General features: G+C 61.3%; 18 protein-coding genes and 1 pseudogene. 9 read left to right on the forward strand and 10 right to left on the reverse strand.

Features of this window, described 5'->3' with window-relative positions:
- Positions 1 to 267: 267 nt before the first annotated feature.
- The 7 genes and pseudogenes from GIW79_RS04215 to pilM all read right to left on the reverse strand — a co-directional run bounded on the left by GIW79_RS04215 (position 268) and on the right by pilM (position 7,172).
- On the reverse strand, positions 268 to 1,845 hold the full coding sequence (locus GIW79_RS04215; RefSeq protein ID WP_127880487.1) for an SPOR domain-containing protein: 1,578 nt from the start codon (positions 1,843 to 1,845) through the stop codon (positions 268 to 270).
- Positions 1,846 to 1,854: 9 nt separating this feature from the next.
- Complete coding sequence (gene aroB / locus GIW79_RS04220) at positions 1,855 to 2,955, reverse strand: 3-dehydroquinate synthase (protein WP_054919444.1); 1,101 nt, start codon at positions 2,953 to 2,955, stop codon at positions 1,855 to 1,857.
- A 126-nt stretch (positions 2,956 to 3,081) separates the two neighbouring features.
- Complete coding sequence (gene aroK, locus GIW79_RS04225) at positions 3,082 to 3,600, reverse strand: shikimate kinase AroK (RefSeq protein ID WP_003187914.1); 519 nt, start codon at positions 3,598 to 3,600, stop codon at positions 3,082 to 3,084.
- A gap of 4 nt (positions 3,601 to 3,604) precedes the next feature.
- Positions 3,605 to 4,861 (reverse strand): annotated as a pseudogene (locus GIW79_RS04230) (type IV pilus secretin PilQ); the annotation flags it as partial.
- Positions 4,862 to 4,999: 138 nt separating this feature from the next.
- Entirely contained in the window at positions 5,000 to 5,971 is a 972-nt protein-coding gene (locus GIW79_RS04235; protein WP_236452602.1) for a pilus assembly protein PilP, read from the reverse strand.
- On the reverse strand, positions 5,968 to 6,519 hold the full coding sequence (locus GIW79_RS04240; RefSeq protein ID WP_127880489.1) for a PilN domain-containing protein: 552 nt from the start codon (positions 6,517 to 6,519) through the stop codon (positions 5,968 to 5,970). The genes GIW79_RS04235 and GIW79_RS04240 overlap by 4 nt, the downstream gene beginning before the upstream one ends.
- Entirely contained in the window at positions 6,516 to 7,172 is a 657-nt protein-coding gene (gene pilM / locus GIW79_RS04245) for a type IV pilus biogenesis protein PilM (RefSeq protein ID WP_034125864.1), read from the reverse strand. Before pilM ends, GIW79_RS04240 begins: the two co-directional genes overlap by 4 nt.
- A gap of 232 nt (positions 7,173 to 7,404) precedes the next feature.
- On the opposite strand from pilM, the gene GIW79_RS04250 reads away from it, so the two are divergent.
- Complete coding sequence (locus GIW79_RS04250) at positions 7,405 to 9,867, forward strand: penicillin-binding protein 1A (protein WP_371262626.1); 2,463 nt, start codon at positions 7,405 to 7,407, stop codon at positions 9,865 to 9,867.
- Between the two features lie 212 nt (positions 9,868 to 10,079).
- Here GIW79_RS04250 and GIW79_RS04255 read toward each other — a convergent pair whose 3' ends face one another.
- The 3 genes from GIW79_RS04255 to rpmE all read right to left on the reverse strand — a co-directional run bounded on the left by GIW79_RS04255 (position 10,080) and on the right by rpmE (position 12,585).
- Positions 10,080 to 11,348: a malic enzyme-like NAD(P)-binding protein gene (locus GIW79_RS04255; RefSeq protein WP_005784034.1), complete on the reverse strand. Its 1,269-nt coding sequence runs from the start codon at positions 11,346 to 11,348 to the stop codon at positions 10,080 to 10,082.
- 182 nt (positions 11,349 to 11,530) lie between these two features.
- Positions 11,531 to 12,337: a thermonuclease family protein gene (locus GIW79_RS04260; protein WP_181124062.1), complete on the reverse strand. Its 807-nt coding sequence runs from the start codon at positions 12,335 to 12,337 to the stop codon at positions 11,531 to 11,533.
- A 14-nt stretch (positions 12,338 to 12,351) separates the two neighbouring features.
- Positions 12,352 to 12,585, reverse strand: coding sequence for a 50S ribosomal protein L31 (gene rpmE / locus GIW79_RS04265; protein WP_005784030.1), 234 nt, complete (start codon positions 12,583 to 12,585; stop codon positions 12,352 to 12,354).
- Positions 12,586 to 12,923: 338 nt separating this feature from the next.
- Between rpmE and GIW79_RS04270 the strand changes: the two genes are divergently transcribed.
- From GIW79_RS04270 to phaZ, 8 genes are all read left to right on the forward strand, one after another.
- A complete protein-coding gene (locus GIW79_RS04270; protein WP_236452603.1) occupies positions 12,924 to 15,143 on the forward strand; it encodes a primosomal protein N' in 2,220 nt (739 codons plus the stop codon).
- 204 nt (positions 15,144 to 15,347) lie between these two features.
- On the forward strand, positions 15,348 to 17,084 hold the full coding sequence (argS, locus tag GIW79_RS04275) for an arginine--tRNA ligase (protein ID WP_034125570.1): 1,737 nt from the start codon (positions 15,348 to 15,350) through the stop codon (positions 17,082 to 17,084).
- Between the two features lies 1 nt (position 17,085).
- Entirely contained in the window at positions 17,086 to 17,787 is a 702-nt protein-coding gene (locus GIW79_RS04280) for an SPOR domain-containing protein (protein ID WP_003187899.1), read from the forward strand.
- Positions 17,788 to 18,006: 219 nt separating this feature from the next.
- A complete protein-coding gene (hslV, locus tag GIW79_RS04285; protein ID WP_003171209.1) occupies positions 18,007 to 18,537 on the forward strand; it encodes an ATP-dependent protease subunit HslV in 531 nt (176 codons plus the stop codon).
- Positions 18,538 to 18,574: 37 nt separating this feature from the next.
- Positions 18,575 to 19,912 (forward strand): ATP-dependent protease ATPase subunit HslU, encoded by a 1,338-nt coding sequence (gene hslU, locus GIW79_RS04290; RefSeq protein ID WP_044270712.1) that lies wholly within the window; start codon positions 18,575 to 18,577, stop codon positions 19,910 to 19,912.
- A 150-nt stretch (positions 19,913 to 20,062) separates the two neighbouring features.
- Positions 20,063 to 20,440 (forward strand): gamma-butyrobetaine hydroxylase-like domain-containing protein, encoded by a 378-nt coding sequence (locus GIW79_RS04295; RefSeq protein ID WP_236452605.1) that lies wholly within the window; start codon positions 20,063 to 20,065, stop codon positions 20,438 to 20,440.
- Between the two features lie 249 nt (positions 20,441 to 20,689).
- Positions 20,690 to 22,369, forward strand: coding sequence for a class II poly(R)-hydroxyalkanoic acid synthase (gene phaC, locus GIW79_RS04300; protein ID WP_054896198.1), 1,680 nt, complete (start codon positions 20,690 to 20,692; stop codon positions 22,367 to 22,369).
- A 165-nt stretch (positions 22,370 to 22,534) separates the two neighbouring features.
- Complete coding sequence (phaZ, locus tag GIW79_RS04305) at positions 22,535 to 23,380, forward strand: poly(3-hydroxyalkanoate) depolymerase (protein WP_019820034.1); 846 nt, start codon at positions 22,535 to 22,537, stop codon at positions 23,378 to 23,380.
- The last annotated feature ends 5 nt before the right edge of the window (positions 23,381 to 23,385 follow it).

Raw genomic sequence — 23,385 nt, forward strand, 5'->3', positions numbered from 1 at the left:
GGCTTAGCGGGGGCAAAAGGGAGGTCATTGTACACACCGACACAGACGCTCACAAATTTAGCGACGAAATGTCGCAAATCTATGTCGCATTTATGAAAGGTTTAAAGCGATATGCTGTGCTAGTCAAAACTTTTTTAATTCTGACCGCTACGACTCAAAAGCCACTGTGACGCAGACACCACAAAGCGCGCGGTCTCGGGAGACTGCACGCACTTGCGGATTTTTTTGAGGTGCCGGGAGGGCGGCCTGGGTAAGGCCGCCGGATCTTCAGCGAGTTGCTGCCAGTTCTTGTTGAACGCTGGCAACAGTGCGAGGCCAAGGTTTACCAGCCTGAACCTTCGCTGGCAAGGCTTTGATAGCAGAATCGGCTGCGGCGCGGCTTGGGAAGCTGCCGTAGGTGATCACGTAGAGAGGCTTGCCGTTGAGCACTTTCTTGAAATAACGGTACTGGCCGCCCTGCTCTTTGACGAACGCCTGGGCGTTGGCTTCGGAGCTGGTGCCGAGGATCTGTACCACGAAGTTACCGGTAGGCTGGCTGCTGTACCAGCTGCTGCCAGCAGCGCCGGCCTTGGCAACGATGGCGGCTGGTTTTTCCGCTGGCTTGGCGGCAGGGGCTGGTTTGGCGGCTGGCGCTGGTGCGACAGGCTTGGTCACCGGAGCAGGCTTGGCGGTAGCAACGGTGGGCGCCGGCGTCGGAGTCGGCTTGGCGACCGGAGCAACCGGCGTCGCTGGCACACCGGCCGGTACGCCTGCAGGTGGCGCGGTGGTGGTCACGGTCGGCGGCGTGGCGCTGGAGCCTTCCACCGGCACACCGTCGTCACCTTCGGAGATGCCACCGGCTTCTTCTGCCAGAGGGCCGCGCATCACAGGTTGGCCGACCATCGGCAGGTTGGTCGGTTGGCCGGAGTTGGCAAATTCGACGTTTGGCGTGGGCTTGCCCAGCGGCAACTGCGCCTGTTCGGTTGGCGCGCCAGTGGTTGTCGGTGCTTTGTTGCGGCCCGGGATCAACCAGGCGGCGGCAACAGCGACCACGACAACGGCGGAAATAGCCAATACGTGCTTCTTAGGCATAGTGAACCCCATCTTTGGACGCTTGACCGCAGAGCGGCTGGCAATCATGGCTTCGATCATGGCATCGCGGGCAACCTGGTTGATGTTTCCAGGCCAGCCATCGGAGCTTTCGTGAATATCAGAGATCTGCGCAGCGGTGAAAAGTTCGATACCCGCCCCTGCGCCTTCAAGACGTTGTGCAAGGTATTCGCGGGTTTCTTCCTCTTCGTACGGCTGCAACTCGATGACGTGAAACAGCTCCTGCTCACCGCTGATCTGCTCCAGATCGGCGATCAACGACGACTCACCGAACAGGAACACATGCGGGCGACCTTCCGGCGTACCCGCTGCCAGCGCCAGCAAGGCTTCCAGGGCCGATTCGTCGAGCTGCTCGGCGTCGTCTACCAGCAGGTAGACTTCCTGGCCGGTCAGGCCCAATTGCACCACCTGCTTGAGAATCGCGTTCGGCTCGGCGTTGGAGACGTTCAACGCTTGCGCCACCTCGCGCAGTACGCCAGCCGCATCACCGGCACCGCGGGCAGATACCACCACGCTCTGCACCGATTGTTTGTTGGTGCTGGCCACCAGCGCCTGGCGCAGCAAGGTCTTGCCGCTGCCCAGAGGGCCGGTCACCACCAGCAGCAACTGGCTGTAGCGCGCAAGGTGATGCAACTGCCCAAGTACCGGCTTGCGCTGGGCGGGGAAGAACTTGAAACCCGGCACCCGTGGTGCGAAGGGGTCGTGGCTCAAGTGATAATGGCCGAGGAACGCCTCGTCGGCATGCAAACTAGTCATCGGGTCTTATTAACCTTTGAGCTGGGCCAGGGCGCGGTAATCCGCTCCCAGCGTGGCCTGTAGAATCTCTTTTGGATAATCGTCGGTCACCACGGCATCGCCGATGTGGCGCAGCAGTACCAGTCGAAGTCGACCGTCGATCACTTTCTTGTCTATCGCCATATGTTCAAGGAAATCCGCCTCGGTCATCTCCGTGGGCGGAACAACCGGCAAACCGGCGCGCTGGAACAGGCGGATACCGCGATCGCGCTCTTGGGCGCTGATCCAGCCCAGGCGCTGCGACATGTCCAATGCCATCACGGTGCCAGCCGCTACGGCTTCCCCATGCAACCACACACCATAGCCCATGTGCGTTTCGATCGCATGGCCGAAGGTGTGGCCCAGGTTCAGCGTGGCCCGCACGCCGGACTCGCGCTCGTCGGCATTGACCACCAGCGCCTTGGCCGCGCAAGAGCGGGAGATCGCTTCGGTCAGGGCTACCTGATCGAGGGCGCGCAAGGCGTCCATGTGTTCTTCCAGCCAGGTCAGGAACGGCTCATCGCAGATCAGCCCGTACTTGATGACTTCCGCCAGGCCCGCCGACAACTCGCGCGGCGGCAAGGTGTTGAGGGTAGCGGTGTCGATCAGCACAGCCTGAGGCTGGTAGAACGCGCCGACCATGTTCTTGCCCAGCGGGTGGTTGATGCCGGTCTTGCCGCCCACCGACGAATCGACCTGGGACAGCAAGGTGGTCGGCACCTGGATGAAATCCACGCCGCGCTGGTAGCAGGCCGCGGCAAACCCGGCCATGTCGCCAATCACACCGCCGCCCAGGGCGACCACAGTGGTTCGACGGTCATGGCGCGCAGTCAGCAGGCCATCAAAGATCAGTTGCAGGGTTTCCCAGTTTTTGTGGGCTTCGCCGTCAGGCAACACCACGGAGATCACCGAGTACGCCGCCAGGCTGCGGCTCAGACGCTCAAGGTACAGCGGCGCGACCGTTTCGTTGGAGATGATTGCCACCTGTCGGCCGGCAATATGCGGCGCAAGCAGTTCGGGCTGGTCCAACAGACCTGCGCCAATGTGGATCGGGTAGCTGCGCTCGCCTAGATCGACCTTAAGTGTCTGCATGTGTCCCCGCGTTGAAGATGTATTAACGACCGGCACTGTCGACATCTCGACACCGCCTGGTGGCTCTACGCCATACCTTATAAGGTCATGGCGCGCCGCCAAGAATAGCGCATTTCGGGCCAGGCTTTAACGGGGTGGCAACCGTTGCAGGCGCTCAAGGATGTCAAGTACGACCATCCGAGGTGGCCGCTCATCGGTTTCCACCACCAGATCGGCGATTTCCCGATACAGCGGATCGCGCAGCGCCAGCAGGTCCCGCAGGGTTTTCGCCGGGTCGGCGGTGCGCAGCAACGGGCGATTGCGATCACGGGCGGTACGGCCCACCTGCTGTTCGACCGACGCGTGCAAATACACCACCCGACCACCGGCATGCAGCGCCCGACGGTTTTCATCGCGCATGACGGCGCCACCGCCGGTCGCCAATACCACGCCATCGCAGCCGCACAGCTCGGCAATCATCGCCTGCTCGCGGTCACGAAAGCCCAGCTCGCCTTCTTTATCGAAGATCCATGGGATATTGGCACCCGTGCGCAATTCAATTTCCTTGTCGGAATCTTTGAACGGCAGGCGCAGCTCTTTGGCCAGCAAACGGCCGATGGTGCTTTTTCCAGCCCCCATCGGCCCTACAAGAATCAAATTTCGCACAGAATCAACGACTCACAGCAATCGCCTGGTTATTCATGATACGCGGAGTCAGGAACACCAGCAGCTCGGATTTTTTCTCCGCCAGCACATCGCGCCGGAAAAGGCGGCCAAGATACGGCACATCGCCCAAAAATGGCACTTTATCTACCACTTTGCTTTGGGTGTTGGAGAAAACCCCGCCAATGACGATGGTCTCGCCATCCCTGACCAGAACCTTGGCGTTGACCTCGTTTTTCTTGATCGGCGGCACGTCATTGAGTCGGTTCAGGTAGTCGGGCTCATCCTTGGTGACCTTGACCGCCATGATCACATGGTCGTCGGGAGTGATTTGCGGCGTGACTTCAAGCGACAGCGAGGCCTCTTTGAACGACACCGAGGTGGCACCCTGGGAGGTGGATTCCTGATAAGGAATCTCGGTGCCTTTGAGGATGCGTGCAGTCTCTTTGTCGGAGGTGACGACCTTGGGCTGCGAGACGATCTCACCGTTGCCGGTTTTTTCCATGGCGGTCAGCTCAAGGTCCAGCAACAGGTTGTCGGTGATATAGGCGATCCCCAGGCCCGAGGTTCCGGCCAGCGACCCCAAGTCGACAAAGGGTGAACTGGGTGGGTTTTGCGGCGGCTCGGCACCCTCCGCCAGCGGCTTGCCAATACCGCCAACCCCGCTGTTGCCACGGGTGAGCCGCCCACCCCAGCGCACACCCAGGCTTTTGTCGTAGTCGACATTGGCCTCCACAATCCGCGCCTCGATCATGACCTGGCGTACCGGGATATCCAGTTGCGCCACGATGCGCCGCAGCTCTTCGAGCCGCTCGCCAGTCTGGTAGGCGATGATGTTGTTGGTGCGGTCATCCACCGCCACCGAACCGCGCTCATCGGTGGCGCCCTCAAAGCCGGTCACCGACTGAAACAGCTTGGCCAGGTCGGCGGCCTTGGCGTAATTGACCTGCAGCAGCTCCCGACGCAAGGGCGCCAGCTCGGCCATCTGCTTGCGCGACTCCAGCATCAACAGCTCGCGAGCAGCCAATTCATCGGCGGGCGCCACCAGCAACACGCCCGCCTTGACTCGCTTGTCCAAGCCCTTGGTTTGCAGTACCAGGTCCAGAGCCTGGTCCCAGGGCACATCCTTGAGCCGCAGGGTGATCGAGCCCTGCACCTCATCGCTGGTCACCAGGTTGAGCCCGGCGACATCGGCAATTTGCTGCAAGACCGCACGCAGGTCGATGTCCTGGAAATTCAGGGTCAGCTTGGCGCCTGTATAGCTGACCGGCTGGGCACTGTCGGGCGGCGGCAGTTGGATAAGGTCCAGGCGATTGGGCACAGCAGCAGCCATCGGTGCCGTGAACGCTATCCATAGCGCCACACCGAAGGACGAGAAGGTCCTTTTCATTGTTTGATTCCGTTATGAGTTGACGTTCAGCACAAGGGTTCGCGGGCGTTCCAGCCAGGCGCCCTGTCCATCGGGAAACAGCTCCACCAGCTCGACAGCAGCGTCTTGAATGGCCGTGACCTGGCCATGGTCCGGCCCCAGGTAATCACCCACCGCCAGCCGATACACCCTGGCCCCAGCCCGCAACAAGGCAAAGGCCTGCGCACCACGGGACAACGTACCGACCATTTCGAACTGATCGAGGCGCATACCCTCCAACAGTCCCCGTGGCCGGGTGAAATCCGGGGCAAGGGCCGGGCGGCCCGGAACGTGCGGTGCCTGCAAGGCGGGCGGCGTGAACGGGTCGCGCAAGGACGAGGGTTCGTAGACAAATTGCGGCCCTGGGTCGAGCACCTGACGGGCCTTGCCGTTTTGCAGGGTGCTGCGATAGGTCTTGGCGAGCATGTTCAGACGCAACAAGGCGCCCTGATGCCCGAGCGCAATATCCTGCACGGTAACGACCCGTGGCAACCCACCCAAGGCACTGACAAACGTCGCCAGGTCGTGGTAAACCCCGGACGCGCTTATCTGCATGGGTTGTTCGATATAAAGCTGCCGAGGCGCTTCATCCAGCACGGTGATGCCTTCGACCCACACCCCATGGGCAGACGCCAGCCGGGCGATGTCTTCCAGCACGGCAGGCAGCTCGGACTCGCCGGGCAATTGCCCTAGAAGGCTGGCGAGATTGTCTTCCATGCTCCGGACTTGCCGGGTGCGCACCTCAAGGCTCGCGGCCAGGCCGGTCTTTTCTGTGAGTTGCTGCTGCAGCGCCTGCTCCCGCGCCTCAAGCCCGTGCAATCGCTCCCGCTGCGGCCCCCCATGCGAAACCTCGCCCAGCACCAGCACCAGGCCGGCCAGCACACAGCCAAGCAGCACCTTGCCCGGCAGGGACCATTTGGCAGCGTTGTAAGAGAGCGTGGAAAAATCGAGCCTGGGCAGGCTCATGGTTGCGCCTCGCTGGACTCTCCCTGGCGCACCATCAGCTGGAATTCACTTTCGCCGCGTGCACCTTCGGTTTGCACGCGCTGCAGACGGGTCGAACTGGAGCCGTGGATTGGCTTGAGTTGCTGCATCAAACGGGCGATATCCTGGTTGCTTTCTGCCGTGCCGCGAATGCTGATGGTGTCGCCGTTCGCAACCACCTCATGCAGATGGACACCTTCAGGCACCGAGCGAGCCAATTGCTCGAACAATCGGGCACCGGAAGAGCGGGCATCGTGCAGGTCCTGAACCACCTTCATGCGTTCGGCCAGTTGCTGGCTTCGCGCCTGCAAGTCGTCGATAGTCCTGATCCGCGAGTCCTGGGTAGCGATGTGCTCTTCCAGGCGGCTGTTGCGGCTTACCTGCCGGTCTATCGCCTGGTCGATCACTTGATCAGCCAACCACAGTGCCGCGAGCGCCACGCAGGCAAACGCCAGCAATAGCACCAACAGGTATTTGCGCCTGCGCTCCGCGAGGGCCTGGCGCCAAGGCAAAAGATTGATTCGTGTCATCCAGCGAAACTCCTAAGGGCCAGCCCGCAAGCCACTCCCATCCCTTGGGCATCCAAGGCCCATTGTGCACCATCGACTCTATGACCCGGCGTGAAGCTGGCAAAATCCTGAAGGCAAGCGCGCTCCAATGCAAACCCTTCTACATCGACCACCCGCGGCACCAGCCCCGCCAGGGCCAAAACCGCCTCGCGCGCTTCGACCTGCTCACGCAGGCACGCCGCCAGCATCACCTCTACCCACTGCGGGCCTTGAGCCGATGGCCCTTGAACCTGAAAGTCGATGGCCACCTCGTCCAATGGATAGGGGATGAACTGGTCGGCTTCCATCTGGATCTTCCAGGCCATTTCCTCATCACTGAGGCCGGCGTCCATGTCAATCAGCCGGGTAATTACCGACGGGCCCGCAACCGCCACGGCGGCGTACCGGGCCGAGGTACCCAGGCGCGACAGTGCCTGTTGCAACATACGGCCCACACCCTCAAGATCCAGCAAGGTACCGTCCACCACCGCCTGGGGCGGCAGCATTTGCATAACGTAGCCCTGGACGCTGAAACCGCCTGATGAACGGCCCAGTTCGATCAGCTTGATGCCGCTGTCATTGATATCGACCCCCAACACCGTGTCGACTTTTCGCCTGAAAAATCCCTTTCCCATAAAACTCCCCAAAACTTTCTCTGTCATACCGGCTGTCATCTCGCCTGATTGCTGCCAGGCACCTTGCATTCGGTCGGCTTGTTCAAGGCTCGCGAATGACGCCCCAAGCTGAAAAATGCTTTAATGCCCAGCGTTTTTTCCCGCTTTTTATCTGCTGCCCGGGTCGATCCATCGTTTGCCATGCATCCCCGACGCGTAACTCATTCTTTTCTCTGGAAATCCAAAAGCCTTGATTCGTCTGCTGAAGTTTTTCGGGTACTCCATTGTCGCCATCGTTTGCGGGCTGCTGCTCGTACTCAGCGGGGCCTACCTCTACCTTAGTCCGGGTTTGCCCTCCGTAGAGGCCCTCAGAAGTATCCAGTTGCAGATTCCTTTGCGGGTCTACAGCAGCGATGAAAAACTGATCGCGGAGTTCGGCGAAATGCGCCGCACACCGATCCGTTTCGCCGACATTCCACCCAATTTCATCAGCGCTTTGTTGTCTGCCGAAGACGATAATTTCGCCAACCACTACGGCGTAGACCCCAGCAGCCTGGTGCGTGCAGCCACGCAATTGGTAAAAAGTGGACACATTCAATCGGGTGGCAGCACCATCACCATGCAGGTGGCGAAGAACTTCTTCCTCACCAGCGAACGCAGCTTTTCCCGCAAGGCCACCGAAATCCTGCTGGCGCTGCAGATCGAACGCCAGTTGACCAAGGATGAAATCCTCGAGCTGTACGTCAACAAGATCTACTTGGGCAACCGCGCCTACGGCATCGAGGCCGCGTCCCAGGTCTACTATGGCAAGTCGATTCGTGACGCCAGCCTGGCGCAAATGGCGATGATCGCCGGCCTGCCCAAGGCACCGTCGCGCTTCAACCCGCTGGCCAACCCGGCGCGCAGTAAAGAACGCCGTGACTGGATCCTGGGCCGCATGTACAAACTGGGCAAGATCGACCAGGCCGCTTATGAAAGTGCCGTAGCCGAGCCGCTGAACGCCAGCTATCACGTGCCGACCCCAGAAGTGAATGCACCCTATATCGCCGAAATGGCCCGCGCCGAGATGGTTGGCCGTTATGGCAGCGAGGCCTACACCGAAGGTTTCCGCGTCACCACGACGGTGCCGAGCAACTTGCAGGAAATCGCCAACCATTCGGTACATGAAGGCCTGATCACTTATGACCAGCGTCACGGCTACCGTGGCCCCGAGTCGCGCCTGCCGGGCAAGACCCTGAGTGCCTGGACCACCGAATTGGGCAAACAGCGTTCGATCAGCGGCCTGGACCCGGCCATCGTCACCCAGGTAACCAAGGACGGCATCCAAGTGCTGACCCGCTCTGGCGAAGCCCATGTAGCCTGGGACAGCATGAAGTGGGCACGCCCGTTCCTGAACACCAACAGCATGGGCCCGATGCCCAAGCAGCCATCCGACGTGGCCCAGGTGGGTGATTTGATCCGCGTGCAACGCCAAAAGGATGACAGCCTCAAATTCAGCCAGGTGCCGCTCGCCCAGGGCGCCCTGGTGTCCCTGGACCCGCAGAACGGTGCGATCCGCGCACTGGTCGGCGGCTTTGCCTTCGAGCAGAGCAACTACAACCGCGCTACCCAGGCCAAGCGCCAGCCGGGCTCCAGTTTCAAGCCGTTTGTCTACAGTGCCGCGCTGGACAACGGCTACACCGCCGCCAGCCTGGTCAACGACGCGCCAATCGTGTTTGTCGATGAATATCTGGACAAGGTCTGGCGCCCGAAGAATGACACCAACACGTTCCTCGGCCCGATCCGTATCCGCGAGGCGCTGTACAAGTCACGCAACCTGGTGTCGATCCGCCTGTTGCAGGCGATGGGCGTAGGCAAGACCATCGACTATATGACGCGCTTTGGCTTCGCCAAGTCGGACCTGCCGCCAAACCTGTCCCTGGCCCTGGGTACCGCGACCCTCACGCCGATGGAAATCGCCACCGGCTGGAGCACCTTTGCCAACGGCGGCTACAAGATCGCGCCGTACCTGATCGACAAGATCGAAAGCCGCAATGGCGACACCCTGTTCACCGCCAACCCGCCACGGGTACCCGGCGATGTGGTCAATGGTGTGGCCGCGACCGACGGGCTTGCGGTACCGAGCAACGGCGGTATCACCATCGAGGCGACGCCAGGCACACCGTCGGCCGCAAACGCCGGCGCACCGGCCGAACCGCAAGCGCCAGCGGTTGCCGAGCGCATCGTGGACGGCCGCACTACCTACATCCTCAACAGCATCCTGCAAGACGTGATCAAGAAGGGCACCGGCCGCCGCGCACTGGCTCTGGGCCGTGCGGATATCGCTGGCAAGACCGGTACCACCAACGAGTCCAAGGACGCGTGGTTCTCCGGCTACAACGGCGACTACGTGACCACCGTGTGGACCGGCTATGACCAGCCTGAAAGCCTGGGCCGCCGCGAGTTTGGTGGCACCGTCGCCCTGCCGATCTGGATGAGCTACATGGGCGCAGCGCTCAAGGACAAGCCGCTGCACACCCAGCCAGAGCCAGAAGGCATCCTCAGCCTGCGCATCGACCCGATCAGTGGCCGCGCAGCTTCACCGAGCACGCCGAATGCGTACTTCGAGCTGTTCAAGAGCGAAGACACACCGCCATCGGTCAACGAACTGGGCAACGGCGCAGTGCCGGGCAGCCCGCTGCCGGCGGATGAAGGCGCGCCGATCGATTTGTTCTGACCTGATCACGCTGATCGGCCGATCGTTCCCACGCTCCGCGTGGGAATGCATCCTGTGACGCTCTGCGTCACGATCTTAAAAGCAGACGCGGAGCGTCCAGGTGGGCATTCCCACGCAGAGCGTGGGAAAGATCAGCCACGGGACATCAGCCACAAAAAAGCCCCGACTGATCACTCAGGCGGGGCTTTTTTTGCGGGTGTGTCTACAACGGCTTAGCCGTTGAACACATCATCCACGCTTTGCAGCGGGTAGTTCTTTGGATACGGCAGGGTAGCCACACCAGTCTCGATAGCGGCCTTGGCCACGGCATCGGAGATCAGGGTGATCAGGCGCTTGTCCATTGGTTTCGGAATGATGTACTCACGACCGAATTCCAGCTTGGCGCCACCGTAGGCGTCACACACATCCTGAGGTACCGGCAGCTTGGCCAGTTCACGCAGGGCGTTGGCAGCGGCCACTTTCATTTCTTCGTTGATGCGCTTGGCGCGAACGTCCAGGGCACCACGGAAGATGAACGGGAAGCCCAATACGTTGTTGACCTGGTTCGGGTAGTCCGAACGGCCGGTGGCCATGATCACGTCGCTGCGAGTGGCGTGGGCCAGTTCTGGAGAGATTTCCGGATCCGGGTTGGAGCAGGCGAACACGATAGGGTTCGGCGCCATGGATTTGAGGCCTTCAGCGCTCAGCAGGTTCGGGCCGGACAGGCCAACGAACACGTCGGCACCGTCGAGGGCGTCAGCCAGGGTGCGCTTGGAGGACGGATGGGCAAACATCGCCTTGTACTGGTTCAGGTCGGTGCGCTCGGACTGAATCACGCCCTTGCTGTCGACCATGTAGATGTTTTCCAGCTTAGCGCCCATGCTGATGATCAGCTTCATGCAGGAAATGGCCGCGGCACCGGCGCCCAGGCAGACGATTTTCGCCTCGCCCAGGGTTTTGCCAGCAATTTCCAGGGCGTTGATCATGCCGGCTGCGGTAACGATCGCGGTGCCGTGTTGGTCATCGTGGAATACCGGAATGTCGCACTGCTCGATCAGGGCCTTTTCGATCTCGAAGCACTCAGGTGCCTTGATGTCTTCCAGGTTGATGCCACCGAACGTGATGGAAATGCGCTTGACGGTGTCGATGAACGCCTGCGGGCTTTCGGAATCGACTTCGATGTCGAAAACGTCGATGCCGGCAAAGCGCTTGAACAGCACGCCCTTGCCTTCCATGACTGGCTTGGAAGCCAATGGGCCGAGGTTACCCAGGCCCAGAATCGCGGTGCCATCGGAAATCACTGCAACCAGGTTGCCTTTGCCGGTGTACTTGTACGCCAGCTCTGGGTCACGGGCGATTTCACGTACGGGTTCGGCAACACCAGGGCTGTAGGCCAGCGACAGGTCGCGGGCAGTGGCAGTGGCTTTGGTGAGCTCTACACTCAGCTTTCCTGGACGAGGATGGGCATGGTATTCGAGAGCGGCAGTTTTCAAATCAGACATATCGGCATTCCGCTTTTACTGTTGGTCGACGGACCGCCGAGGATACGCGTGTCGTAAAGTCCCTACAAGACTGGGCAGTCACAGGTGTCAAGGGCCCTGCGCTACGACTTTTGGCCAAGAGCCACGGGATACAAGGGCTCAACTGTTCACAATCGAAATAAAAAATGTCTACAATTTTTTATTCAAAGCGCCGATTTCAGCATGCCGGGGTCGGTTATCGGCAACAGCCAGCGCGCTTGGCCTTTTTTCAGGCCGCCACGGCGGGCTCGATCCTGCACCCAACCGCGCGCCTCAATGGTGCGGCCTTGCAGACCATCGAGCATGGCCGTATCGAACTGGCTGATCAGCTCGGGCGCAATACGCAATACCAGTGAACCCTGCAGTTCAATCCAGATTCCACCGCGATTGCGCTCGATCTTGCTGACCCGACCGGCCACCAGGGCAAACCCGGAGCGCTTGAGATTCGCCACGCTGTGCACTGGCGATTGGCGCCACAGGCCGAGCCGTGCCTGGCGGGCGCTGTTTTCGGCCGCCTGCTGGCAGGCCATCAGGTCGACATTCGGCGCGACGCCCACTTGGTACCCCAAACCCTCGGCCAGCAGTTGCGCCTCCAGATTCTCGCCATTGGCGCCGTAGAGGTGAGCCAGGGTGCGCCCGTAATGATCTTTGCCTTCGCGCCCCGCCACCAGGCCGACACGCCCATCGCTGGCCTTGACCAACGCCTGCAGGCGCTGACGGGCGGCGACAGCGAATGGCTCGTCAGGGCGACCCTTCTTGCCGGTTTCCGGCGCGTTGAGGCCGATCATGCGCACGCTGCGACCGTCCTTGAGGCGCACCGTGTCGCCATCCACCACACGCTGTACCTCCACACGCACGATGGCCGCCGGGGCGGGGCAGAAGGGGTTGGCCTGAGCGGTCGCCAGCCAAATCCCAGGCACAAAAAAGGCGCCCACAAGGGACGCCTTTTTCAACAGCGGGTAAAAGCCCATAAGGCTCTTGAACCTTACTCTGCTGGAGTAGCAGCAGGCTTCTTGCCGAAAGCACCAAAGCGATCTGCGAAGCGCTGTACGCGGCCGCCGGTGTCCAGAGTTTTCTGCTTACCGGTGTAGAACGGGTGGCACTCGTTGCATACGTCAGTACCCAGTGGCTTGCACAGGTTCGAACGAGTTTCGAACTTGTTGCCGCAGCTGCAGGTGACTTCGATGGTTTCGTACGCTGGATGGATATCGGCTTTCATGGCACTTCCTCGGGCTAGCGTGCCGCCACTCGACACTATTATCGAATACCGCACGTAATTAGGCCGCGGATTCTACCAGACCTTTTTAATCACGCAAGCGGCGGGAATGGTCGAAAACTTCCTTTCATCAGATATTCCTCACACACCGCCGTCAATGTGGGAGCCGGGCTTGCCCGCGAAGGCGGTGTGTCAGTCACTGCATCTGTTACTGCACTAGCGCTTTCGCAGGCAAGCCAGCTCCCACAAGATCCGATTCCAGTACTGGAGACGGGACACCCCCGGTCTGCTAGGCTCGCGCCCCTGCGCCACCGCTTGCCTTTATTGATGAGAATCCTCGCGTGCCCGACGCCATTTTGCGCCTAGCCCTGCCCTCGCCCCTGCGCCGCCTGTTCGATTACCGGGCCCCGCCCGGCGTGTCGCGTGCGCAGTTGCAACCGGGCATGCGCGTGCGCGTGCCGTTCGGGCGCCGGGAAATGATCGGCATTCTGGTGGAAGTCACCGACCACAGCGAAGTGCCTGCCGAAAAGCTCAAGCCGGCAATTGCCCTGCTCGACGCCACACCACCGCTGCCGCCCGCGCTGTTCAAGCTGTGCCTGTGGACCGCGCAGTATTACCAACACAGCCTGGGCGATACCTTGAGCTGGGCGCTGCCTGTGCTGCTGCGCCAGGGCGAACTGGCCGAAGCGCGCCAGGAGCGTTTCTGGTCGATGGTGCCCGGCGCACGCCTCGACGACCCGCGCATCGCCCGCGCTCCGCGCCAGCGTGAGGCCCTGGCCACCTTGGCACAACACCCACACGGCGTGGCCCATCAGCTATTAAGCAAGCTGATGCTGAGCAAAGACAGCCTCGACCTGCTGCTGGCCAAGGGCCTGGTGCAGGTGGAAATCCGCAAACACGCCCCGGACCCGCGCCACGAACACTGGCTGGCCCAGCCGGAGTTGCCGCTGAACCCCGAGCAACGCGCCGCGTATGAGGCGATTCGCGCCGGTTTCGACAGTTTCCACGCGTTCCTGCTGGCCGGCGTCACTGGCAGCGGCAAGACCGAGGTCTATTTGCAGCTGATCCGCGAAACCCTGCAGGCGGGCAAGCAGGCACTGGTGCTGATCCCCGAGATCAACCTGGGCCCGCAGACCGTGGCGCGTTTCGAGCAACGCTTCAATGCCCGGATCGCCTTGGTGCACTCGGCAGTCAATGACCGTGAACGCCTGGAGTCGTGGCTCGCGGCGCGGGATGGCGAGGCCGACATTATTATCGGCACGCGCTCAGCACTGTTCACGCCGATGAAAAACCCCGGGCTGATCATCGTCGACGAGGAGCACGATGGCTCCTATAAACAGCAGGAAGGTTTGCGCTACCACGCCCGCGACCTCGCGCTGATACGCGCCCGCCAGGAAGACATCCCGATTGTGCTGGGCTCGGCCACGCCGTCCCTGGAAAGCCTGCACAACGCCTACACCGGCCGTTACGGGCTGCTGCGCCTGAACGAGCGTGCTGGCGGCGCCAAACAACCGCGCTTCCTGCGCCTGGACGTGAAAAGCCGCCCGCTGGACAGCGGTATTTCCGGCCCGATGCAACAGGCCATTGGCCAGACCCTGGCCGCCGGCCAGCAAGTATTGGTATTTCTCAACCGCCGCGGCTTTGCCCCGACGTTGCTGTGCCATGACTGCGGCTGGATGTCCGGCTGCGAGCGCTGCGATGCGCGCATGACGGTGCATCAGCGCCACGGCGAGTTACGCTGCCATCACTGCGGCCATGTGGAACGGGTACCGCGCCATTGCCCGCAGTGCGGCAAGGTGGACCTGCGGCCCGTGGGCGCCGGCACCGAGCGCGCCGAAGAACGCCTCGGCATTCTGTTCCCGGACTACCCGGTGCTACGGGTGGACCGCGACAGCACGTCGCGCAAAGACGCCATGAACCAACTGTTCGCCACCATCCACAAAGGCCAACCGTGCATCCTGGTGGGCACGCAGATGCTTGCCAAGGGGCATCACTTCCCACGGGTGACCCTGGTGTCGATCCTGGATGCCGATGGCGGGTTGTTCTCCGGGGATTTTCGCGCCAGCGAACGCATGGCGCAGTTGATCGTGCAGGTGGCAGGACGCGCCGGTCGGGCCGAAGAGCCAGGCAGGGTGATTATCCAGACGCACCTAGCCGACCACCCGCTGCTGATTCAACTGACGGAACAAGGCTACTTTGCCTTCGCCGAACAGGCCTTGAGCGAACGCCGCGCCGCCGGCCTCCCGCCCTTTGCGCACCTGGCGCTGCTGCGTGCCGAAGCCCACAAACCCGGGCAGGCCGAAGGCTTTCTTGATGAGGCCTGCAGCGCCGCCGAACGTTTATTGGGCGAACTGACCCTCAGTGGCATCGAACTACTCGGCCCGGTGCCAGCGCCCATGGAGCGGCGCGCCGGACGTTATCGCGCTCAGCTACTCTTGCAGGCAACCTCCCGCGCCCCGCTGCATCGGCTATTAAGTCGCTGGATGCTTGAGCTGGAGCAACTGCCCAGCGGTCGGCAAGTGCGATGGTCGTTGGATGTAGACCCGGTAGATTTGTATTGAGGGTAATTACGTCATCGCAGGCAAGCCAGCTCGCACATTATGAAATGTGAATACCCTTAAATGTGGGAGCGGGCTTGCCCGCGAAGAGGCCCGCAGGTCCGCCATATAGTCTGAACGGTTGGCAAGCCCGCCCTCGCCACGGATAATGCCCAGTTTTTCCACCTGCGCATCGCGCGCCGCCGCTTGCGGTCGAAAGAGAACACCATGAAAGACACCATTCGCCAGCTGATCCAACAAGCCCTCACCCAACTCGTCAACGAAGGTGTGTTGCCTGAAGGCCTGTCGCCGGCGATCCAGGTGGAGAACACCCGCGACAAGACCCATGGCGACTTCGCCAGCAACATCGCGATGATGCTGTCCAAGCCGGCCGGCATGAAGCCGCGTGACCTGGCAGAAAAAATCATCGCAGCCCTGCCGGCTGACGCCAGTGTCACCAAGGCCGAAATTGCCGGCCCAGGCTTTATCAACTTCTTCCAGAACACCCAGGCCCTGGCGTCGCGCCTGGATGCCGCCCTGGCAGATGCGCGCATCGGTGCACGCAAGGCCGGCGACAGCCAGCGCGTGGTCATCGACCTGTCGGCACCGAACCTGGCCAAGGAAATGCACGTGGGCCACCTGCGCTCCACCATCATTGGCGATGGCGTGGCACGGGTGCTGGAATTCCTCGGCGACACCGTGATCCGCCAGAACCACGTGGGCGACTGGGGTACCCAGTTCGGCATGCTGATGGCCTACCTGCAGGAAAACCCGATCACCAGCAACGAGCTGGCCGACCTGGAAAACTTCTACCGCGCCGCCAAAAAGCGGTTTGACGAGTCTGAAGAGTTCGCCGACCGCGCACGGGGCCTGGTGGTCAAGCTGCAAGCCGGCGACGAAGAGTGCCTGGCGCTGTGGAACCGCTTCCGTGAAATTTCCCTGTCCCATTGCCAGGAAATCTACGAACTGCTCAACGTGAAACTGACCATGGCCGACGTGATGGGCGAAAGCGCCTACAACGACGACCTGATCAACGTGGTCAACGATCTCAAGGCCAAGGGCCTGCTGGTCGAAAGCAACGGCGCCCAGTGCGTGTTCCTCGAAGAATTCAAGACCGCCGACGGCGAGCCGCTGCCGGTGATCATCGTCAAGGCCGATGGCGGCTACCTCTACGCCACCACCGACCTGGCCGCCGTGCGTTACCGCAGTGGCGTGCTCAAGGCTGACCGTGCGCTGTACTTCGTCGACCAGCGCCAGGCCCTGCACTTCCAGCAGGTGTTCGAAGTGGCGCGTCGCGCCGGTTTCGTCACCCACCCGATGCACATGGAGCACATGGGCTTTGGCACCATGAACGGCGCCGATGGCCGCCCCTTCAAGACCCGCGACGGCGGCACCGTGAAGCTGATCGACCTGCTGACCGAAGCCCAGGAACGTGCCTACAACCTGGTGAAGGAAAAGAACCCGGAGCTGGCCGAGGCCGACCTGCGCAACATCGCCCGTGTGGTGGGCATTGGCGCGGTGAAATACGCCGATCTGTCCAAGCACCGCACCAGCGACTACAGCTTCAACTTCGACCTGATGCTCAACTTCGAAGGCAACACCGCGCCGTACCTGCTGTACGCCTACACTCGCGTGGCCGGGGTATTCCGCAAGCTGGGCAAGGACTTCAGCGAAGTCGAAGGCCAGATCGCGCTGGACGCCGTCCACGAACAGGAACTGGCGGCCAAGCTCGCGCAATTTGGCGAAGTGCTCAACAGCGTTGGCGAAAAAGGCACGCCGCACATCCTGTGCACCTATTTGTACGAAGTGGCCGGCCTGTTCTCCAGTTTCTACGAGAACTGCCCGATCCTGACCGCCGACGACGAAGCCCAGAAACAAAGTCGCCTGCGCCTTGCCGCCTTGGCTGGACGCACCCTCAAGCAAGGCCTGGAACTCTTGGGCCTGGAAACTCTGGAGCGTATGTAAGTTGGCTGCCAAGAAAAAACCTGCACCCAAGCGCGGCGCCAGCCGCTACCAGGCCCCGGCGAAGCAACCGATTCCGGGTTGGCTGTGGATGGCCATCGGCCTGACGGTCGGCGCATTTATCGTGTTTCTGATGAAGCTGGAGCCCGGTCAGGGCGATGACGTCAAGCGCGTCAAACAGGAGCAGCAAAAGGCCACGAAAATCGCCGAAGCCAACAAGACCGCGCCGAGCCCGACCGCACCGGTAAAGCCCAAGTACGACTTCTACACGCTGCTGCCGGAATCGGAAGTGATCGTGCCGCCTGACGCCGTGCCGGAAAAAACCCTGCCGACGCCACAAGTGCCGACCACGCCGGTAACCCCAGCGGAAGCGGCAAAAATCGACACGGCGCGCGCCCAGGCCGCGCTGGCCGGTATCACGCCGCCGCCAGCACCGCCAGTGGCAGCCACCAAGGCTGCGCCGGTGACCAAGTTCTTCCTGCAAGCGGGCTCGTTCCCGAAACAGGCGGATGCGGACCGTGTACGCGCACAGATCATTCTGTTGGGCCAATCGGTATCGGTTGAGTCCGGCACGGTGAAGGACGCGACCTGGTATCGCGTATTGGTGGGGCCGTTCAGCAACCGCGAACAGCTGACCGTGGCGCAAAAGCAATTGGCCGGCGCCGGGTTTAGCAACCTGTTGTTACAACAACGTCAGAGCCGCTGACTCATACTCACTGATCGTTCCCACGCTCCGCGTGGGAACGTGTCCCTTGACGCTCTGCGTCACAGAGCAGGCGCAGAGCGTCAAGGCGGCATTACCACGCGGAGCGTGGGAACGATCACCACTCGTCTGCCCTGCCTTCCTACGGTTGAAATCCCCCTCGCCACCCCCATATGAGTTTCCATCAGGGCATTTTCGCCCCGCTGCGTGGAGACTCTCCCCTTGACCACCATCGTTTCAGTACGTCGCCACGGCAAAGTTGTCATGGGCGGCGACGGCCAGGTTTCCCTGGGCAACACCGTGATGAAAGGCAACGCCAAGAAAGTGCGCCGCCTGTACCACGGCCAGGTGCTTGCCGGCTTCGCAGGCGCAACCGCCGACGCCTTTACCCTGTTCGAGCGTTTCGAAGGCCAGCTTGAGAAACACCAGGGCCACCTGGTGCGCGCCGCTGTGGAACTTGCCAAAGAATGGCGCACCGACCGCTCCCTCAGCCGCCTGGAGGCCATGCTCGCGGTTGCGAACAAAGACGCTTCCCTGATCATCACCGGCAACGGCGACGTGGTTGAACCCGAGCATGGCCTGATCGCCATGGGTTCAGGTGGCGGCTACGCCCAGGCTGCGGCCAGCGCGCTGCTGAAGAAAACCGACCTGTCAGCCCGTGAAATCGTCGAGACCGCCCTGGGTATCGCTGGCGATATCTGCGTGTTCACCAACCACAATCAGACCATTGAGGAGCAGGACCTCGCCGAATAAGCCCTGGGCTTATTCAGGCTTGAGGCCGCCAAACACTATGTCCATGACTCCCCGCGAAATCGTCCATGAACTCAACCGCCATATCATCGGCCAGGACGATGCCAAGCGCGCCGTTGCCATTGCGCTGCGTAACCGCTGGCGCCGGATGCAACTGCCGGAAGAACTGCGCGTTGAAGTAACGCCCAAGAACATCCTGATGATCGGCCCTACCGGCGTCGGCAAGACCGAGATCGCCCGTCGCCTGGCCAAATTGGCCAATGCCCCGTTCATCAAGGTCGAAGCGACCAAATTCACCGAAGTCGGTTATGTGGGCCGCGATGTCGAGTCGATCATTCGTGACCTGGCTGACGCCGCCCTGAAGATGCTGCGCGAACAGGAAGTGACCAAGGTCAGCCATCGCGCCGAAGACGCCGCTGAAGAGCGCATCCTCGACGCCCTGCTGCCACCGGCACGCATGGGTTTCAACGAAGACGCCGCACCTTCATCGGATTCCAACACCCGTCAGCTGTTCCGCAAGCGCCTGCGTGAAGGCCAGCTGGATGACAAGGAAATCGAGATCGAAGTGGCCGAAGTGTCCGGCGTGGATATCTCTGCCCCGCCTGGCATGGAAGAAATGACCAGCCAGTTGCAAAACCTGTTCGCCAACATGGGCAAGGGCAAGAAGAAAAGCCGCAAGCTCAAGGTCAAGGATGCGCTCAAGCTGGTGCGCGACGAAGAAGCCGGGCGCCTGGTCAATGAGGAAGAACTCAAGGCCAAGGCCCTGGAAGCGGTCGAGCAACATGGCATTGTGTTTATCGATGAGATCGACAAGGTGGCCAAGCGTGGCAACTCCGGCGGCGTGGATGTCTCCCGCGAAGGCGTGCAGCGCGATCTGCTGCCGCTGATCGAAGGGTGCACGGTCAACACCAAGCTGGGCATGGTCAAGACTGACCACATCCTGTTTATCGCCTCCGGTGCCTTCCACCTGAGCAAGCCGAGCGACCTGGTGCCCGAGCTGCAAGGCCGCCTGCCGATTCGGGTGGAGCTCAAGGCACTGACGCCGGGCGACTTCGAGCGCATCCTCAGCGAACCGCATGCCTCGCTCACCGAGCAGTACCGCGAGCTGCTGAAAACCGAAGGGCTGGGTATCGAATTCCAGGCTGACGGTATCAAGCGTCTGGCGGAGATCGCCTGGCAGGTCAACGAGAAGACCGAGAACATCGGTGCCCGTCGCCTGCATACCTTGCTTGAGCGCCTGCTTGAGGAAGTGTCTTTCAGCGCCGGCGACATGGCCGGTGCGCAGAATGGCGAAGCGATCAAGATCGATGCTGACTACGTCAACAGCCACTTGGGCGAATTGGCGCAGAACGAAGACTTGTCTCGTTATATCCTGTAAGCCTTAACGCGAAACCGCTTCGCTTAAATGTGGGAGCGGGCTTGCTCGCGAAAGCGGTATATCAGTACCAGATATGCTGGCTGACACACCGCTTTCGCGAGCAAGCTCGCTCCCACAGGGTTGAAGCCGGTTCCTTCAGGATTATCTCCAATGGCCAAGTTTCCGACTGCTGTAAACCTGCATAAAACCTCCAATACACTCGGCCTGACCTACGGGCCAGACGAAACCTACCAGTTGCCCGCCGAATTCCTGCGGGTGCACTCCCCTTCCGCCGAGGTCCAGGGCCACGGCAAACCCATCCTGCAATTCGGCAAGCTCAACGTCCGGTTGATCAAGCTGGAACCCGCCGGCCAGTACGCACTGAAATTGACCTTCGACGACGGTCATGACAGCGGACTGTTCACCTGGGACTATCTCTATCAGCTGGCCGTACGTCAGGACGCTCTATGGGCCAACTACCTGGACGAGCTCAAAGCCGCTGGAAAAACCCGCGATCCGAGTGAGTCGGTCGTGCGGCTGATGCTCTAGCACAGGGGTCTTGCTGTTTAGAGCGCATTTTCTAATTTCATCTGCTTGAATGCCCTGTCGCGTGGCCAACGATTGGCCTGCTTGCGAAAAAAAATAAACTCGGGTAACCAATGGAGCTGGCAAGTTCCCTGCATTTGACGATGCGGTATCAACGGTCACCCGAGTCGCAGTACCAGGCTGGTGTCGTGTATCGAAATTGGGTGCGCAGCAATCGCCGGTACTCGTCTTTCGGACAATGGAGCGTCGTAGATGAGTAACAAGAATAACGATGACTTGAAACGCCAGGCCTCGGAAAACACCCTGGGGTTGAACCCGATCATCGCGTTACGCAAAAAGGATTTATTGGCCTCGGCCAAGATGGTGCTGACCCAAGCCATCAAGCAACCGTTGCACAGCGTCAAGCACGTCGCCCACTTTGGCGTTGAATTGAAGAATGTGATGTTCGGCAAATCCGCGCTGGTGCCCGAGGGCGACGACCGTCGCTTCAACGACCCAGCCTGGAGCCAGAACCCGCTCTACAAACGTTATTTGCAGACTTACCTGGCGTGGCGCAAGGAGCTTCACGACTGGATCGACGACAGCAACCTGTCGGCACAAGACATCAGCCGCGGCCACTTCGTGATCAACCTGATGACCGAAGCCATGGCCCCCACCAACAGCGCGGCCAACCCGGCGGCGGTCAAACGCTTCTTTGAAACCGGCGGCAAAAGCCTGCTCGACGGCCTTTCCCACCTGGCCAAGGACATGGTGCACAACGGCGGTATGCCCAGCCAGGTCAACATGGGCGCCTTTGAAGTCGGCAAGACCCTGGGCACCAGCGAAGGCGCGGTGGTGTTTCGCAACGATGTGCTGGAGCTGATCCAGTACAAGCCCATTACCGAGCAGGTGCATGAGCGCCCGCTGCTGGTGGTGCCGCCGCAGATCAACAAATTCTACGTCTTCGACCTGTGCCCGGATAAAAGCCTGGCGCGCTTCTGCCTGCGCAATGGCCAGCAGACCTTTATCGTCAGTTGGCGCAACCCCACCAAGGCCCAACGCGAATGGGGCCTGTCGACTTATATCGAGGCGCTCAAGGAAGCAGTGGATGTGGTCACGGCGATTACGGGCAGCAAGGATGTGAATATGCTCGGTGCCTGCTCCGGCGGCATCACCTGCACCGCACTGTTGGGCCACTACGCGGCGCTGGGCGAGAAGAAAGTCAACGCCCTGACGCTGCTGGTGAGCGTGCTGGATACCACCCTGGACACCCAGGTGGCGCTGTTTGTCGACGAGCAGACTCTGGAAGCGGCCAAGCGTCACTCCTATCAGGCCGGCGTGCTGGAAGGCCGCGACATGGCCAAGGTCTTTGCCTGGATGCGCCCCAACGATCTGATCTGGAACTATTGGGTCAACAACTACCTGCTGGGCAACGAGCCGCCGGTGTTCGACATCCTGTTCTGGAACAACGACACCACACGCTTGCCGGCCGCGTTCCATGGCGACCTGATCGAACTGTTCAAGAACAACCCACTGGTACGCGCCAACGCCCTGGAAGTGTGCGGCACGCCCATCGACCTCAAGCAGGTCACTGCTGACATCTACTCCCTGGCCGGCACCAACGACCACATCACGCCGTGGCAGTCCTGCTACAAGTCAGCGCAGTTGTTCGGCGGCAAGGTCGAGTTTGTGCTGTCCAGCAGCGGGCATATCCAGAGCATCCTCAACCCGCCGGGCAACCCCAAGGCACGCTACCAGACCAGCGAGGGCCTGGCCGGCAGTGCGTTGGAGTGGCAGGAGAATGCTACCAAGCACACCGATTCGTGGTGGCTGCACTGGCAGGTTTGGCAGGCGGAGCGGGCGGGAAAACTGAAAAAAGCCCCGACGACATTAGGCAATAAAACCTATGCAGCCGCTGAAGCGGCGCCGGGTACCTATGTACATGAACGCTAGGCATTCTTGTGATTGAAATGAGATCAGATGTGGGAGCTGGCTTGCCTGCGATAGCGATGGGCCTGCTCACTAATCGCGGCCTGAAAGAATGCCATCGCAGGCAAGCCAGCTCCCACACTGACCGAGTTCCTACAGACCAATAGCACCACTTCACAGGGCTTGAGCATGGCGCAACCGTTCATCTTCCGTACCATCGACCTGGATGGCCAGACCATCCGCACGGCGGTACGCCCGGGCAAGCCGCACTTGACCCCGCTGCTGATCTTCAACGGCATCGGCGCCAACCTTGAGCTGGTGTTTCCGTTCGTCCAGGCCCTGGACCCGGACCTGGAAGTGATCGCCTTCGACGTGCCCGGCGTGGGCGGCTCCTCGACGCCGAACCGACCCTATCGCTTCCCCGGTCTGGCCAAACTCACCGCGCGTATGCTCGATTACCTCGACTATGGCCAAGTGAACGCCGTGGGCGTGTCCTGGGGCGGAGCGCTGGCCCAGCAATTTGCGTATGACTACCCCGAGCGCTGCAAGAAATTGATCCTCGCGGCCACCGCGGCCGGGGCCTTCATGGTGCCGGGCAAACCGAAGGTCTTGTGGCTGATGGCAAGCCCCAGGCGTTATATCCAGCCGTCCCACGTGGTGCGCATTGCACCGATGATTTATGGCGGTTCGTTCCGCCGTGATTCCAAACTGGCCGCCGAGCACGCCAGCAAAGTGCGCTCGGCCGGCAAGCTGGGCTACTACTGGCAACTGTTTGCCGGGCTGGGCTGGACCAGCATTCATTGGCTGCACAAGATCCGCCAGCCCACCCTGGTGCTGGCCGGGGACGATGACCCGCTGATCCCGCTGGTCAACATGCGCATGCTCGCCTGGCGCATCCCTAATGCACAGTTGCACATCATCGATGACGGCCACCTGTTCCTGATTACCCGGGCCGAAGCCGTGGCGCCGATCATCATGAAGTTTCTGGAGGAGGAGCGCCTGCGCGCCGTGATACATCCGCGACCGGCGGTGTGAAGGAA

The organism is Pseudomonas sp. PA-7-1E (assembly GCF_021605325.1).
GTDB classification, from domain to species: Bacteria; Pseudomonadota; Gammaproteobacteria; order Pseudomonadales; family Pseudomonadaceae; genus Aquipseudomonas; species Aquipseudomonas fluorescens_BV.

Coding starts and splice junctions, on each gene's coding strand:
- GIW79_RS04215 (WP_127880487.1), bottom strand. CDS start 1,845: ATGACTAGTTTGCATGCCGACGAGGCGTTCCTCGGCCATTATCACTTG.
- aroB (WP_054919444.1), bottom strand. CDS start 2,955: ATGCAGACACTTAAGGTCGATCTAGGCGAGCGCAGCTACCCGATCCAC.
- GIW79_RS04235 (WP_236452602.1), bottom strand. CDS start 5,971: ATGAGCCTGCCCAGGCTCGATTTTTCCACGCTCTCTTACAACGCTGCC.
- GIW79_RS04240 (WP_127880489.1), bottom strand. CDS start 6,519: ATGACACGAATCAATCTTTTGCCTTGGCGCCAGGCCCTCGCGGAGCGC.
- pilM (WP_034125864.1), bottom strand. CDS start 7,172: ATGGGAAAGGGATTTTTCAGGCGAAAAGTCGACACGGTGTTGGGGGTC.
- GIW79_RS04255 (WP_005784034.1), bottom strand. CDS start 11,348: ATGTCTGATTTGAAAACTGCCGCTCTCGAATACCATGCCCATCCTCGT.
- GIW79_RS04260 (WP_181124062.1), bottom strand. CDS start 12,337: ATGGGCTTTTACCCGCTGTTGAAAAAGGCGTCCCTTGTGGGCGCCTTT.
- rpmE (WP_005784030.1), bottom strand. CDS start 12,585: ATGAAAGCCGATATCCATCCAGCGTACGAAACCATCGAAGTCACCTGC.
- argS (WP_034125570.1), top strand. CDS start 15,348: ATGAAAGACACCATTCGCCAGCTGATCCAACAAGCCCTCACCCAACTC.
- hslU (WP_044270712.1), top strand. CDS start 18,575: ATGTCCATGACTCCCCGCGAAATCGTCCATGAACTCAACCGCCATATC.
- GIW79_RS04295 (WP_236452605.1), top strand. CDS start 20,063: ATGGCCAAGTTTCCGACTGCTGTAAACCTGCATAAAACCTCCAATACA.
- phaC (WP_054896198.1), top strand. CDS start 20,690: ATGAGTAACAAGAATAACGATGACTTGAAACGCCAGGCCTCGGAAAAC.
- phaZ (WP_019820034.1), top strand. CDS start 22,535: ATGGCGCAACCGTTCATCTTCCGTACCATCGACCTGGATGGCCAGACC.